Origin of the sequence: Janthinobacterium sp. NKUCC06_STL, from assembly GCF_019345455.1 — a bacterium.
GTDB classification, from domain to species: domain Bacteria; phylum Pseudomonadota; class Gammaproteobacteria; order Burkholderiales; family Burkholderiaceae_D; genus Janthinobacterium; species Janthinobacterium rivuli.
Genome location: NZ_JAHKQY010000007.1, coordinates 167,725 through 181,483, shown reverse-complemented (window position 1 = coordinate 181,483; position 13,759 = coordinate 167,725). Strand labels below are relative to the sequence as shown.

At 60.6% G+C, this 13,759-nt stretch carries 17 protein-coding genes; 8 read left to right on the top strand and 9 right to left on the bottom strand.

Annotation, left to right across the window (positions count from 1 at the left end; all coding sequences use genetic code 11):
* Window positions 1-71: 71 nt before the first annotated feature.
* The 6 genes from KO539_RS21215 to KO539_RS21190 all read right to left on the bottom strand — a co-directional run bounded on the left by KO539_RS21215 (window position 72) and on the right by KO539_RS21190 (window position 3,929).
* Window positions 72-476, bottom strand: a complete 405-nt coding sequence (locus KO539_RS21215) for a hypothetical protein (RefSeq protein WP_035817575.1) — start codon at window positions 474-476, stop codon at window positions 72-74.
* 109 nt (window positions 477-585) lie between these two features.
* Entirely contained in the window at window positions 586-1,110 is a 525-nt protein-coding gene (locus KO539_RS21210) for an HAD family hydrolase (RefSeq protein WP_219311498.1), read from the bottom strand.
* A 117-nt stretch (window positions 1,111-1,227) separates the two neighbouring features.
* Entirely contained in the window at window positions 1,228-2,019 is a 792-nt protein-coding gene (locus KO539_RS21205; RefSeq protein ID WP_219311496.1) for a hypothetical protein, read from the bottom strand.
* Window positions 2,020-2,062: 43 nt separating this feature from the next.
* Complete coding sequence (locus KO539_RS21200; RefSeq protein WP_219311494.1) at window positions 2,063-2,275, bottom strand: hypothetical protein; 213 nt, start codon at window positions 2,273-2,275, stop codon at window positions 2,063-2,065.
* A 292-nt stretch (window positions 2,276-2,567) separates the two neighbouring features.
* Window positions 2,568-3,419 carry a toxin-antitoxin system YwqK family antitoxin gene (locus KO539_RS21195; RefSeq protein ID WP_219311492.1) on the bottom strand — a complete coding sequence of 284 codons (852 nt, stop codon included), beginning with the start codon at window positions 3,417-3,419 and terminating at the stop codon, window positions 2,568-2,570.
* 90 nt (window positions 3,420-3,509) lie between these two features.
* Window positions 3,510-3,929 carry a hypothetical protein gene (locus KO539_RS21190; protein ID WP_219311490.1) on the bottom strand — a complete coding sequence of 140 codons (420 nt, stop codon included), beginning with the start codon at window positions 3,927-3,929 and terminating at the stop codon, window positions 3,510-3,512.
* A gap of 204 nt (window positions 3,930-4,133) precedes the next feature.
* Between KO539_RS21190 and KO539_RS21185 the strand changes: the two genes are divergently transcribed.
* The 6 genes from KO539_RS21185 to KO539_RS21160 all read left to right on the top strand — a co-directional run bounded on the left by KO539_RS21185 (window position 4,134) and on the right by KO539_RS21160 (window position 8,731).
* The gene (locus KO539_RS21185) at window positions 4,134-4,598 is read left to right on the top strand and encodes an SRPBCC family protein (RefSeq protein ID WP_219311488.1); all 465 of its coding nucleotides are present in this window, start codon (window positions 4,134-4,136) and stop codon (window positions 4,596-4,598) included.
* A gap of 153 nt (window positions 4,599-4,751) precedes the next feature.
* Complete coding sequence (locus KO539_RS21180) at window positions 4,752-5,636, top strand: creatininase family protein (RefSeq protein ID WP_307789190.1); 885 nt, start codon at window positions 4,752-4,754, stop codon at window positions 5,634-5,636.
* A gap of 55 nt (window positions 5,637-5,691) precedes the next feature.
* Complete coding sequence (locus KO539_RS21175; protein WP_219311486.1) at window positions 5,692-6,963, top strand: YncE family protein; 1,272 nt, start codon at window positions 5,692-5,694, stop codon at window positions 6,961-6,963.
* 115 nt (window positions 6,964-7,078) lie between these two features.
* The gene (locus KO539_RS21170) at window positions 7,079-7,450 is read left to right on the top strand and encodes a VOC family protein (protein ID WP_219311484.1); all 372 of its coding nucleotides are present in this window, start codon (window positions 7,079-7,081) and stop codon (window positions 7,448-7,450) included.
* Window positions 7,451-7,476: 26 nt separating this feature from the next.
* The gene (locus KO539_RS21165; protein WP_219311482.1) at window positions 7,477-7,812 is read left to right on the top strand and encodes a hypothetical protein; all 336 of its coding nucleotides are present in this window, start codon (window positions 7,477-7,479) and stop codon (window positions 7,810-7,812) included.
* Window positions 7,813-8,092: 280 nt separating this feature from the next.
* Window positions 8,093-8,731 (top strand): phasin family protein, encoded by a 639-nt coding sequence (locus tag KO539_RS21160; RefSeq protein WP_035817596.1) that lies wholly within the window; start codon window positions 8,093-8,095, stop codon window positions 8,729-8,731.
* A gap of 118 nt (window positions 8,732-8,849) precedes the next feature.
* Here the strand turns inward: KO539_RS21160 and KO539_RS21155 are convergent, their stop codons facing one another.
* Window positions 8,850-9,884: an alpha/beta hydrolase gene (locus tag KO539_RS21155; protein ID WP_219311480.1), complete on the bottom strand. Its 1,035-nt coding sequence runs from the start codon at window positions 9,882-9,884 to the stop codon at window positions 8,850-8,852.
* Window positions 9,885-9,989: 105 nt separating this feature from the next.
* Window positions 9,990-10,880 (bottom strand): LysR family transcriptional regulator ArgP, encoded by an 891-nt coding sequence (locus KO539_RS21150; RefSeq protein ID WP_035817600.1) that lies wholly within the window; start codon window positions 10,878-10,880, stop codon window positions 9,990-9,992.
* Window positions 10,881-11,084: 204 nt separating this feature from the next.
* Between KO539_RS21150 and KO539_RS21145 the strand changes: the two genes are divergently transcribed.
* Window positions 11,085-11,690, top strand: coding sequence for a LysE/ArgO family amino acid transporter (locus KO539_RS21145; protein ID WP_034757131.1), 606 nt, complete (start codon window positions 11,085-11,087; stop codon window positions 11,688-11,690).
* Here KO539_RS21145 and KO539_RS21140 read toward each other — a convergent pair whose 3' ends face one another.
* Window positions 11,691-13,121, bottom strand: a complete 1,431-nt coding sequence (locus tag KO539_RS21140) for a coniferyl aldehyde dehydrogenase (protein ID WP_219311478.1) — start codon at window positions 13,119-13,121, stop codon at window positions 11,691-11,693.
* A gap of 147 nt (window positions 13,122-13,268) precedes the next feature.
* On the opposite strand from KO539_RS21140, the gene trxC reads away from it, so the two are divergent.
* The gene (gene trxC / locus KO539_RS21135) at window positions 13,269-13,721 is read left to right on the top strand and encodes a thioredoxin TrxC (protein WP_219311476.1); all 453 of its coding nucleotides are present in this window, start codon (window positions 13,269-13,271) and stop codon (window positions 13,719-13,721) included.
* The last annotated feature ends 38 nt before the right edge of the window (window positions 13,722-13,759 follow it).

Genomic DNA, 13,759 nt, shown 5'->3' with positions numbered 1-13,759 from the left:
GACTGGAATGAAGGGCCGCTTTTGGCCGGTTACAGTCATTGGCAACTTCCGCGCCGTTGCTTACCTTGCCCTTAATCGCTGTGCGCAACGTTAAGCATGAGTTCTTCGGCGAAAGGCTTCCGGTGTGCTTCGAAATACGAAACCCAGAAAGACATCACGGTATTTGTCGCCGCTAGATTTGCTGCAAGCCGATATACTTCGCGCCCGTTGTCGGCCTCATGCAAGACCTCGCGACTGCCTACCCAGCCATTTCCGCTTACGTTGACTGTACGCTCTTTGCCAAGCATTTCCTCAGGTGACGCAGGCTGGCCGTTTGCTTGTCCCCCAACCTCCATGATGTGCACATCGACTGTCCAGTCGGCGCCCCATGCAGACCACAAGCCATTGTCATTCCGCTCATGGTATGCAGGCGGTAGCCTTACGACCCAGCCGCCCCACAGATCAACTGTCCCGCCGTTCTCAAGTAAGGTCGCCATTTATCCGTGCCGAAATAAGTTTGTTAGGTGACGACTGCATTAACGCTAAATGTCCGCTCCTGGCCGTTTGCCGTCGTTGGCAGGTTGCGCCCCATTGCGGACATTCCCATTAAGCGGTAGCTGACTGGATTCCCGCCATTGCCTTGACGCGTTCGATAACGCCAAGAAGCTCATTATCAAGCGGATCGCCTGTGAAAGCGGGCAGGCAGAGATGCCGCGTCGGCTGCCGTTGAATCTTTTCGGGGCTGTCGTCGATCATAATGATCTCGTCTGCCGCATACCCGTACTTCAACGCTTTGCGCAGGTCCTTGATGTACACATAACCGTTACTTTTTGCATCGACCTTCTGAACACACTTCGAAATCGTCCACGAAAATGCAACCGGAAACGAAGTGCCGAACAGCTGGCTTGTGACCGTCTCGACGTAACGTTCACTTGATGAGGACCAGACCGCGATCTCGAAGTGCGATGCGCAAAACCTGATCAGTTCGGCTGCAAACGGCCGTACGTAGACAAAGTACGGCCCAATTTGAAAAGCGTGAGGGCAAGGCAAAACGACCTCGGTTGCGTGCACCAGAGTTTCGTCTAAGTCAAAAACGATCAGTCGAACTTGCGCCATATTCCTGTCTTTCATTGTCTGCTTTTGGCCGAAAGCGGAACTCCCCGAGAGCATGTCTACCTCGGCCTCCTGTGCCAAACATTATTGTTTTGTGCTTGACTTCAATAGGCGCGCTCCAGTGAGGCAGCCGGATTAATCCACTGCATCGCTGAGCAGCGCATCCATCAGTGAAAAAACGTGACCGCATCCGGCGCAACATGCGCTGCCAAATAGGAAAGGTAAGCGAAACGCGATGTCATCCAGCAATGGCAAAGCGTCCGTTTGCGCTTGCAACCAGGCAAAGGCGGCAAGGTGGGGTGAATTGTCGGCAGGGCCGGCAATCACCAGCAGCGTTTTCGCTGCAGGCGTAAAGACGGGATCCTCGGCGGCGACTGACAACCCTTGCGCTACCGGCCAGACATAGAGCTCTGCGTCGCAGGCAGGACATGCCAGGCAGAACTCCTCGTTGGTAAAGCCGCTCAGCACTCGCGCCACGCCGGCAAATCCAGCGAATGAAGCGGCGGCCTTAAGCATGTAGATGCCAGTCACCGTGTCCTCGACCTGCCGCAGGTCGGAGCTTGCCATGGCGAGCGCGGCCGGGACTGCGGCATGAAAGGCCGCGACATAAGGGGATGCCTTCAATTCCTCGTCGAGGCCGGCGCTTTCATGAATCGACGCCGCCAGCGACAGCACGCCGGCGCGCAGGTCCGGCGATGTCACCGCCGCCGCCAGGGAAACCAAGTGCGGGAATGCGGCGACCGACGCCGGATAAATCGAGCCCTGGTGACAAATATGGCCATACAAATCGTCCAGGGCCTCTGCGTCTCCCCGCCGCAGGTCTTGCAGCATCGCGGGAATTTTTTCAGCGCCGCCGTAACCATCCGTCAGACTTGCCCATGCGGCAGAACGCAGATCGAGTGGTGTCGTTTCAGTGTGTTTTTCCATTGCATTAACTTAAGCGATGGTCGACAGGCCGTCAAGCCTGACGCTAAGTGGCCGTGTACTGCCCGGGACCGGTCCAGGCGATGATCCTGAACGGGCCGTTGATATGGCCTTGATCCCTGTAGTACGTTACCACCTCGGCCGCATTCCAGCCCCAGCCGGCGAAGAATACGGAGCGCAACGCGATCAGCCGAAGGATGAGCGATATACGCTCCTCGTCTTTTTTCACAGGCAAAATGAAATAGCCGTCCTCTTCCACAAAACTCAATGCCGCGATGGCACCGCCGCGTACCGCTGCCGTCGCGTGGATGCGCGCTTGGGAGCCGGCGATACCTGCCTATGTGACTGCCGGGATACCCGACAGCGGCGCCAAAAACAAGGATTTCATAGGATAGAGTTTGATCTTCATGGGCTTTCCCATGTTTTTTTGTCTGCTTATGGCCGCTTTCAGTCAACCTCACTTAATAGAAAAACTATCCTACACTCTACGGCGCCTTGCATGGTTGCTACATCTCTCTACATACTTCTGGCGCCTGGCACACTGCATCAGTTCATTTTTTCGACATTTGACCATCTGAATGCACCAGTACGCCTTGCTCGCTGAACTGCTCAGTACCCAGGAGCTCGCCTTTCTCATTGTAAACTAGCCGAATGTATAGCTTACCGTTACGGTGGTAACTGTTTTGCACACCTACGGGCAGACCATTGCGCCATTGCCCCAACGACTCCAGCTTGCCGTCGTTAAAATATGTAGTCCCGACTCCATGTTTGCGCCCATTTGCATCGAGCCCTACCTGTGATCCGATATTGCCATCGCTATCATAATCCCTGTAATCACCTACCATCTTGCCTGAAACAAAATCAGCCGCATCGGTCTGTCCGGAGATTCGCACCACGTCGCGTCTTATCGTATCGAAGATCTCCACCTTCCAAGTACCGGGAAGCGCTGCTTTCGGCAAGGGCAACACCAGCAGATAAGGCGAGCGCTCCTTGACCTGCGGCATGAGCTCTTCGTCCAAGTACAGGCGCGCCTTATCGTCGAAACAGGAACTGGGGCCGCAACCGGCAATCATGCGTGCAAACGGCACCGCCTCCTCGCCAGTTTTCCCTACAGGGCAGCCAAACAAGGTCACGGCCATTGGTGTCTTATCGTGGATCCGTTGGACGAGTCCGGATCTGAGGTCCGCATATTCGTCTTTGTTCTCGAGCATCCCCTCCTTCATGCGCAGCTGATTGCCACCACAGGCAGTAGCTTCCGCCACAGTGAGTACCTCGGTACCTTCGCTGTCCTGCCCGCTAGAAATAGCCGTAAACACATGCCGTTGAATAATATCGGCCTTCGCAGCTATTGGCCAAAGGAGCATGGCACTTAACGCCAGGTATTTCATTTTCTGATTGATCAAGCACATCTCTAAACAATACGCCTCTAATAATAATGGTTGGGGGGAACCGATGAGTGCTTTCCAACGTCCGTTCCTGGCCGAACTCGGCCTTTAATCAAAGACAATTCGCTGCCCCACCTCGAATGCATTTTCATGGCAATAAAACAGGATGAACGGCGTGTCGTTCGAATAGATCATCGCGTCGTCACGTGACGGTACAAAAATATCCGACCAATTCTCGACCAGGAACACACTGCTGCATGCGAAGCATTCGTCTTCGCCAAACACCACCACGACCTGCTGAATTCCTGGCACGCGCTCCCGTAACCAGCTGGTTGCGATGGCCACGTCGTCTCCGAAGGCGAACCGCTCGATGGAATCAACGGTGTGAATGTTCAAGCCGAGATGCGTCTTCGAGTCATGCAGGACCACCAAATCATAGGCACGGCGAGCATCCTCGGCATCAAGCCAGACGATATCGGCCGAGTGATGTTTTAGCTCCTCAACCCGCCAATGTGTTTTGTTTATCATCTTTCAACATCCAAGGTGCCCTGGGCAGCGTTTCTAAGGTAGCATCGTGCTCAGGTGTGACTACATGCCTGGTCACTGGCCTTGTCAAGCGCGCCTGCTCAATGGCATAGCGCTTGAGCCTGGCTATAGACAAGGCGCTCTTCATGGCCCGGCCAGTACAGCCGGAATGCAATTATATTGATAATAGTAGGGAGAACCCGATTGATGCAAATCGAAGAAAGCATTCACGTTGCGGTCCCGCCCACGGTCATTGATCAAATCTGGAGCGAGGTCGACCGATGGCAGCTGTGGGATCCGGACACCAAGCAAGCCCGGCTCAATGGGCCATTTGCGGTGGGAACACAGGGCAGGATAGTTCCGAACAAGGGGATGGGTATTCCGATGGTGGTCACCGAGCGCACTGCAGGGCGCTCGTTCACCGTCGAGGGCTACATCCCTTTGTTCCGCATCCACTTCGAGCACACGGTGGTTGCCGCAGATGGCGGATCGCAAGTCGTTCACCGCGTGTGGTTCACGGGAGCGCTTGCTTTTCTGTTCGGGCCAGCCGTTGCCAAACAAGTGCGGCAAGGGCTACCCAAGACGATGCGCTCGCTCAAGGCCTATGCCGAGAAACGCCACGCGGCTCTCCATGATGGCGAGGTGAATGGGGCAAACGCGACGACAGCCTGATAGATAGTTTCCCCTCGTCAATTCCTTGCAAAGCACCGCGTCAAATTAACGTGCCCTTCCTGTCATGATGGAATACAATTCCTGCGTGGCAGCCAGCTTGCCTGGCAAGGCCGGGCACGGCGTCACGCTATGACCTCGGAAAGATGTTGGCTTATGACTCTGCAGTTCCCCCAGCGAACGGCGCCTTGCGCGCCATCCAGCCTGTCCCAGCCACTCGGCTCCCTGTTTGCACTGACCCTGTTCTGCCTGATTCCAGCGGCGTCCGCCATGGCGGCCGCGCCCGCCAGCAGCAGCGTCATGCTGGAAGAGCTGACCAGTACGGAGTTGCGCAGCCGTATAGACCACGGCGCCACCACCGTGCTGGTGCCGATAGGCGGCGTCGAGCAGAGCGGGCCGTATATCGCGCTGGGCAAGCACAATGTGCGCGCCGGGCTGCTGGCGCGGCAGATTGCGCAAAAGCTGGGCAATACCATCGTCGCGCCCGTCGTTTCCTATGTGCCCGAAGGCGCGATTGCTCCGCCAACCGGCCACATGCGTTTTGCCGGCACGATCTCGATACCGCCAGCCGCCTTCGAAGCCGTGCTGGAAGGGGCGGCCGCCAGCCTGCGCCAGCATGGTTTCCGCGACATCATCTTTCTCGGCGACCATGGCGGCTATCAAAAGAACGAGCAGAACGTGGCCAACAAGCTCAATCGGGCCTGGGGCAAGGCTGCCGCCGCCAAGGATGCGCGTGCATACGCCTTGCTCGACTACTATGACATCACGCAATCGGCCTATATCGCCGAGCTGCAGAAACGCGGCCACAGCAGCGCCGAGATCGGCCTGCACGCTGGTTTGGCGGACGCGGCGCTGATGCTGGCGACGGACCCGTCGCTGGTACGCAGCGAGGCCATGGCGCACGGCCCGAAACCGGGCGTGGCGGACGGCGTGCGCGGCGACGCGACCCGTGCCACGGCGGAGCTGGGCCAGATCGGTATCAAGCTGCAGGTGGACACTTCGGTGGCTGCCATCAAGCAGCTGCTGCAACGTACTAAATAACTCCGCTGGAAGTGCTGAACTTCCGGCTTTTTGCAACGAAACGACGCGAAATCACATGAAAAAATCTCAACGACGCACCATCGTCACCTTGTCCGCCCTGGCTGCCGCACTGGCCGGCCTGGGCGTGGCCAGCCAGGTCATCGGCGCCAGCACAGCGGCTCCAGCCGCCGCAGCGCCGGCCGCCGCGTATTCGCCGCTGCCGGGCATGCCGCCGCTGGTGGATCCGAAAAACGTGTATGGCAGCATCGCCAGCAGCAATATGAGCGCCGTCGTCAAGGATCACTTGCGCCGGGTCTACGTGCCCAACCTGCGCTCGAACGACGTGTATGTGATCGATCAGGACAGCCTGAAAGTGGTCGACAAGTTCAAGGTCGGCAGCGGCCCGCAGCACGTGGTGCCGTCGTGGGACTTGCGCACCCTGTGGGTGGCGAACAATGCCGAGCGCACGGACAAGGGCAGTTTGACGCCGATCGACCCGTTGACGGGCAAGCCGGGCAAGGAAGTGCCTGTCGATGATCCCTACAATATGTATTACACGCCGGACGGCAAGTCGGCCATTGTCGTGGCCGAAGCGCGCCACCGCCTCGATTTCCGCGATCCGAAGACCATGGCCGTGCAGTATTCGATCGACACGCCCCAGTGCGGCGGCATCAACCATGCGGATTTTTCAAATGACGGCCGCTACGCCATGTTCACCTGCGAGTTCGACGGCACCATCGCCAAGATCGACCTGGTGGGCCGCAAGGTCGACGGCTACCTGAAATTGCAGATGCCGGCCAAGCGCTTTGCCGAATCCGGCCCCGTGGGCGGCCCGGCAAATGAAATCTGCAGCGTCAAGAAAGGCATGCCACAAGACATACGCATCTCGCCGGACGGCAAGAAATTCTTTATCGCCGACATGGATGCCGACGGCGTGCACATCGTCGATGGCGCCACCCTGAAGGAAATCGGCTTCATCCAGACGGGCGTGGGCGCGCACGGCCTGTATCCTAGCCGTGACGGCAAAAAATTGTACGTGGCCAACCGCGGCACGCACCGCATCCATGGCAAGCCGAAGGGCAAGGGCAGCGTCAGCGTGATCGATTTCGCCACGGAAAAAGTCGTGTCGAACTGGCCAATTCCCGGTGGCGGCAGTCCAGACATGGGCAATGTGTCCGCCGACGGCAAGTATCTGTGGCTGTCCGGTCGTTTCGACGACGTGGTCTACCGCATCGATACGAACAGCGGCGACGTTGCCAAGGTGAAAGTCGGCCAGGAACCGCACGGCCTGACTGTGTGGCCGCAGCCGGGCCGCTATTCACTTGGTCACACGGGCAATCTGCGCTAAGCGGGTGCCTGGCACTCTCTGGAGCAACGGTGCGGGATCTGCAGTTATGCTTGCTTAAAAGGCAATACTAACGCATACTGTATTTCCTATTCCATTACCTCCAGGGAGCGCCATCATGATTCTTGATCACATTGGTTTGAATGTCAGCGATGCACAGGCCAGCAAGGCCTTCTTTTCGGCCGCCCTGGCGCCCTTGGGCGTGTCGGTGGTGATGGAAGAGCAGGGCTGGGTCGGCCTGGGCAAGGATGGCAAGCCCGATTTCTGGTTCGGTGTGGGCGGCGCGCCGCATGCCGGCATGCATCTCGCCTTCGCGGCGGACAACCGTGCCCAGGTGGATGCGTTTTACAAGGCCGCGCTGGAAGCGGGCGGCAAGGATAACGGCGCGCCAGGCATCCGCGCCCTGTACCATCCGAATTACTATGGCGCTTTCGTGCTGGGGCCCGATGGTCACAATGTCGAAGCCGTCTGCCACCGTCCCGAACCCTGATACCGTTATTTTCTGAAGAGAGCAGCATGAAGCACAGCGCCACCCTGTTTGCCGACGATGCCGGCCGCTATGCCTACGTGAAAGCGGGTTTTTCCTGGCCGGCCCTGTTCCTGGGCTCGTTCTGGGCCGTCGCCAAGCGCCGCTGGTGGCTGTTGCTGCTCATGCTGGCGATGGATGCCTGCCTGTGGTTTGGCAGCCATCTGGCCACCGAACTGCGCATCGGCCCGATGATGCTGCTGATGGCCGCCGCGGAGCTCAGTTACCTGCTGGCGCGTGGTTGGTATGGCAACCGCTGGCTGGAAGCGTCGTTGCGCAGCCATGGCTACAAGCCCGTCGTGCCGGGCGCGAGCGCCGCTGCTTGAGCGTGCCTGGCACAGATTTTCCTTCCCGTCACTGACGTTTGCCAAGGGCAAGCCGTCCAGCCAAAACTTTCTGCGCAGCCGAGCGCACCTTTGATCCAGATCATCCCTCACCTGCGGTGCTCACGTAGCCTTGGGACTCGCGTTGCAAAGCATCTTCCCACCAACCGGATATGTTTTTTCGCGTTTCGTGGCGTAGCCCGGCCGTCTGCCTCACCGTTTGACTGCCGGTGGTGTCGCCATCTGTTTATGTCCACCCAACCGCTATTTAATGAGGAACTCCATGTATCCATATTCCCGTAGTGTTACCCCCGCCGCCAAAAACCACCTGGAAGCGCAACTGGCTTTCTTCAATGGCCTGTCCAAGTCCTTGTTTCAGTCGGTGCAGCACTTCAGCGACCTGAACATGCAACTGGCGCAAGGCTTGCTGGAAGAAACCACGGTCACCAGCCAGAACCTGCTGACGGTCGAGCGTGCTGAAGATGTGTTCCAGGTGGCTGCCGCCTCGGGCCAGCCAGCCGCCGAGCAACTGCGCAAGTACCAGCAACAAGTGTCGCGTCTGGCAGCCGATACGCAGGTCGAACTGGCCAACGTGGCAGAGCGTCATGTGAATGAAACGAGCCGTACCGCCAAGGCCCTGGCCGAAGAAGTCGCCCGTACTGCTTCGGAAGAAACGGAGAAAAACGTGCGCAAGCAGCAGGAAGCCATGCAGCGCATCGCCGAACCGTTCCAGGCCTATCAGCAAAACGGCGCCAGCCGCGACCAGCAACGCGGCGCGCAAAGCCGTGATGGCCAAAGCCTGCAAAGCGGCAGCCACCAGGGCAGCCAGCAGTCGGCCGGCAGCGAAAGCTCGGCCAGCGGCAGCGCCTCGCAAGCGGGCTCCGCACAAAGCAAAAGCAGCACCGCCAGCCGTAAAGAGTAAGCACGAGGCTGCTTGCAGCTAAGCCGCATCGCAAGGGCCGAGCCTTGATATGTGGCTAGCCATGCGGCCAACTGGCACGCAATATCGTGCGTATTGGTCTGGGTAGAGCGCCCGCCCTTCACGGGGCGGGCGCTCTGTCGTATGCGTGCAGCTCGGGGGCGATCGTGGCCGCGCCAGCTGAGCGGGACGGCAAGGCTATGCTTGCCTGCAAGGCCTTGGCTGGCACGTCTGCGGACAAATCTGCGGACAAGAGCGCGGACGAGACCGCGTCACCGGTGCCGCTGTTGGCATCGATAAAAGCGCTGACGGCGTCCAGGGTGGGCGCCAGCCTGCGCAACGGTGCGGCCAGCGTGGCAACCAGGGTGGCGTGGCCCACGTGGTCGAAATAGGTTTCCGTCACAGGTCTGGAAAGCGCGCGCAAAGCCTGGGCCAGGCCGCCCGTGTTGCGTTGCGGATCGACCAGTTTATCCTGTCCGGGCAAGGGGGCGATCAGCAGGGAGGGCGGGGCCTCGGCCGTCACGTGATGGATGGGTTGCGAAGCGGCGGGCGTGTCCGGGTAAAAGAAAACGGGCCGGGTGGTGGTATTTTCGATCGGCAAAAAATCATAGGGGCCGGCCAGGCCTATCCAGCCCCGCAAGTCGTGCGGGCGCATGCCGTGGCGCGCCAGCAGGCTGGCGTCGAGCGCCACCATCGCCGCATTGTAGGCGCCGGCGCTATGGCCCATGACGAACAGGCGCGCCGGATCGCCCCCATGGCGGCTGGACTCCATGGCGGCCCAAGCCACGGCGCGGGCCGCATCCTGCAAGATTTCAGGGTAATGCACGTCCGGATACAGCCGGTAGTCGGCGATCACGGCCAGGTAGCCGCGCGCGGCAAGCGCGTGGCCAACGAAGGCATAGTCGGCGCGCTCGCCCGTCGTCCAGTTGCCGCCATAAAAGAACACCACCACAGGCACCGGTCCCGTGCGCACTTTTGGCGCGTAGACATCGAGCTTTTGCCGCGGCAAGGGGCCGTAGGCCAGGCCGCGCGTCACTTGCGAGGCGCTGCCGGACGACAAGGCATTGATGGCAATCAAGGGTGAGCAGGCGGCCAGGCCGGCAGCCAGCGGGATGGCCCCCAGCACGCCGAGCAGGGTGGTGCGCAGGATCGTCATGCTTGCTCCTGATGGTGATGGTTGATGCTTGCAGTGTAGGCCAGGCCGGGCAGGGCGCACACGGGGAAGTTGCTGTATAGCATAGAAAAATGTTGCATGCGTCAATCAATCCTGTAACAGCCATTTGCGCGCCGTGGCGATGACGGCGTCCGACAGGGTGCGCGTGAGGGGCGTCTGGATATCCCAGGCATGCCATGTCAGGGGCACGTCAAGCGCCTGACCGGCCGCCACGTCGACCAGCCTGCCGGCGGCCAGCGCCGTTTCCGCCTGCAGCAAGGGCACCATGCCATAAGCATAGCCCGCTTCGATGAAGCGCACGAAGTCGCGCGCCGAACCGAGCACATGGTGCGGATAGCGGCCCGTGTAGCCGAGGCGGTGCTGCAGATAGCGCTCGTGCAGCGCATCCTTGCTGCCGAACGTGATGGCGGGCGCCTGGCTGACGGCTTCCACCGTAAAACCATGGGGAAACCATTGCTGCGCGAACGCGGGCGAGGCCACGCACAGGTAGCGCATGCCGCCCAGCGGCGTGGCCGTGGTGCCGGCCACCAGGTCGTTGGCGCTGGTGACGCAGGCAAACACGCGCCCTTCGCGCAGCTGGCTCAGGGTGTGGTCCTGGTCGTCGAGGCGGATATCGAGCAGGCAGGACGGCGGCGACAGCAGCGGCCCCAGCGCTTCCGGAATCCACGTGGCGGCGCTGTCGGCGTTGACGGCGATGGCCAGCGCCGGCAATTGCGTGGTGGGACCGGGCTGGGCGTCGAGGGCCGCTTCGAGCAGCTTGACTTGCCGGTAGTGGGCGATCAGGCGCTGTCCCGCTTCCGTCGGCAGGGGCGGGTGGCTGCGGATGATCAGCAAGGTGCCTTCCAGGTTTTCCAGGGTGCGGATGCGCTGCGACACGGCCGGCTGGCTGATCGCCAGCGCCTGCGCGGCCTTTTCAAAGCTGCCCAGGCCGATCACGGCGTCGAGGGCGGCCAATCCACGGTAATCGACGACGCGCATAAGTTTCTCTTATATATGTTTAGAATCATTCATTATACTTATATTTACTTTTTCTTTACACTGTTGAAATAGGGTAACAACTCCACTCTCCCGCGCGGTCCTCCTGGTTCCGCACCACCCTCCACCTACCTTTGATGACTTTGCCGTTGCCGGCAGAGCGTGGGCGGCCGTGCGCGTGATGGAAAGCAATAGAAAGGAATCGATATGGACAGCGCAATTTTCTTGAAAGGCATGGGGCTCGGAGCGAGCCTGATCGTGGCCATCGGCACGCAAAATGCCTTCTTGCTCAAGCAGGGCTTGAAGCGCCATTACGTGCTCACCTGCATCTTGGTCTGCCTCGTGTGCGATGCGATGTTGATCACGGCCGGCGTGGCCGGCATGGGCACCTTCATTGCCGACAATCCTAATTTCCTGCTGTGGGCCAAGGCCGGCGGCGCCACCTTCCTGATCGCGTATGGCTTGCGCGCGGCCAAGTCCGCCTGGCGTCCAACGGCCCTGACGGTGTCGGCCGCCAAGTCGCCGGAAGGCTACTGGGCCGTGATCGGCGCGGCGCTGGCGTTCAGCCTGCTGAACCCGCACGCCTTCCTCGATACGGTGATTTTGCTCGGTTCGATCGGCGGCCAGCATGAAGGCGTGGGACGCTTCTACTTTGCCGGCGGCGCCATCATGGCTTCGGCCCTGTGGTTCTTCCTGCTGGGCTTTGGCGCCCGCTACCTGGCGCCCGTGTTTGCCAAGCCCATGGCCTGGCGTGTGCTCGACGGTATCATCGCCCTCGTCATGTGGGCCATCGCCGCCTCGCTGTTCCTGTAATCAGCGGGTCAGAAAGGCCAGCACGCGGCTGGCCAGCTTGCCATACGGCGGCCACAGCAGTGTCAAAGCGCTGTAGCGGGCCTGGTAAAACACGGGCCGCAGCTTGCTGAAGGTGTGAAAACCTTCCACGCCATGGTAGTGGCCCATGCCGGACTCGCCCACGCCGCCGAAGGGCAGGTCGTGCTGGCCCACATGGTACAGGGCGTCGTTGACGGACACGCCGCCCGACATCACCCGGTCGATCAGCAGCTGCACCGTACGGGCATCATTGCTGAACGGATAGATGGCCAGCGGGCGCGGCCCCGCGTTGATGCTGTCGATGACGCTTTCCAGATTCGTGTAGCCGCGCAGCGGCAGGATGGGGCCGAAGATTTCCCGCGTCAGCAGCAGGCTGTCTTCGGGTGCGTCGAGCACGATGTGCGGCGCGATCTTGCGCGTGGCCCGGTCGTATGCCGGGCCCGGCAGCAGCGAAATCACTTGCGCGCCCCGTGTGCGCGCCTCGTCGAGCGCCTGCAGCAGCCGTTCAAAGGCAGCCGCGTCGATGATGGACGTGTAGTCTGGCGTATTCAGCCCGGCATAGCGGGCCGGCATGATCTGGCGCGCATGGTCGACGAAGGCGGCGATGCTGGCTTCGGGCAGCCAGGCGTGGTCGACGCTGGTGCAGATTTGCCCCGCGTTCAGGTACTTGACGAACAGGATGCGCTCGGCTGCCGTGCGTACGTCGAAATCGGCGCAGACGATGGCGGGCGCCTTGCCGCCCAGCTCCAGGGTCACGGGGCACAGATTGCGCGCGGCGGCCGCCATGACGGCCCGGCCCGTCTGGCCGGAGCCCGTAAACAGCAGATGGTCGAACGGCAGTTGCGAGAAGTCAATGCCCACGCCGCCCGTCTCGTCAAAGAACTGCAGTTTTTCAGGCGGAAAGTAGGCGGGCATGGTGTCGATCAGCAGTCGCGCCAGGTGGCGCGAGTTTTCGCTCATCTTGACCATGGCGCGGTTGCCGGCGGCAAAAATGTAGGTCAAGGGCACCAGGCTCAGGTTCACGGGAAAATTCCACGGCACGATGACACCCACCACGCCCAGCGGCTGCGGCATCACGCGGTTGCGGGCGCCAGGGAAATTGCGCCAGTCGACGCCACGGCGCTGCGGCCGCATCCATTTTTTCAAGTGTTTTAATACATGGGTGATGCCGTCAATGGCGGGAAAGATCTCCGCCAGCAAGGTTTCGTGGCGTGAACGGTTGCCATAATCGGCGCTGATCGCTTCGCAGAGCGCGTCTTTATGCTCGCGAATGAAGCGCTGCAAGGTTTGCAGGTCGCGTTTGCGCTCGGCCAGGGTCGGCACGGGGTGGGCCAGGCAGGCGGCACGCTGCAAGGCCAGGGCAGCAGCCAGCTCGGCGTTCTTCAATTCCCTATTTTCTGCGACATCAGGCATTGTTTTCCTTGGCTGGCTCGGCAATGCGCGCGCCGTTCCGGCACACTATAGTCGAGTATCCAGATAGGCGCCGCCAGCGTGCCGACGGCCTTGCACGATACGCCGTAAAATGTCCGGCAACTGTACGCTACCCTTTCCAGGAATGCCATGACCTCGACCACGCCAGACTCCCTGCACATCGTGTGCCCCCATTGCGACGCCGTCAACCGCTTGCCGGCCAGCCGCCTGATTGAGCAGCCCACTTGCGGCAAGTGCCAGAAGGATTTGTTTACGGGACAGCCCGTGGACCTGGCCAGCGCCCGCTTCCTCAAGCATATCGAGCGCAGCGACATTCCCGTGCTGGTCGACTTCTGGGCGCCGTGGTGCGGCCCGTGCCGCAGCATGGCGCCATTCTATGTGCAAGCCGCCAAGACCCTGGAGCCCGCGTTTCGCGTCGTCAAGGTGAATACGGAAGCGTCGCCGGACCTGGGCAGCCGTTTCAATATTCGCAGCATTCCCACGCTGGCCCTGTTCCGCAAGGGTGTGGAAGTGGCGCGCCAGCCGGGCGCCATCGATGCGAATGCCATCATCGCCTGGGCAAGGGATAAAGCCCGCTTGTGAGGCGAGAGGAAAACCATCGCGGTTTTCCATTTGACATT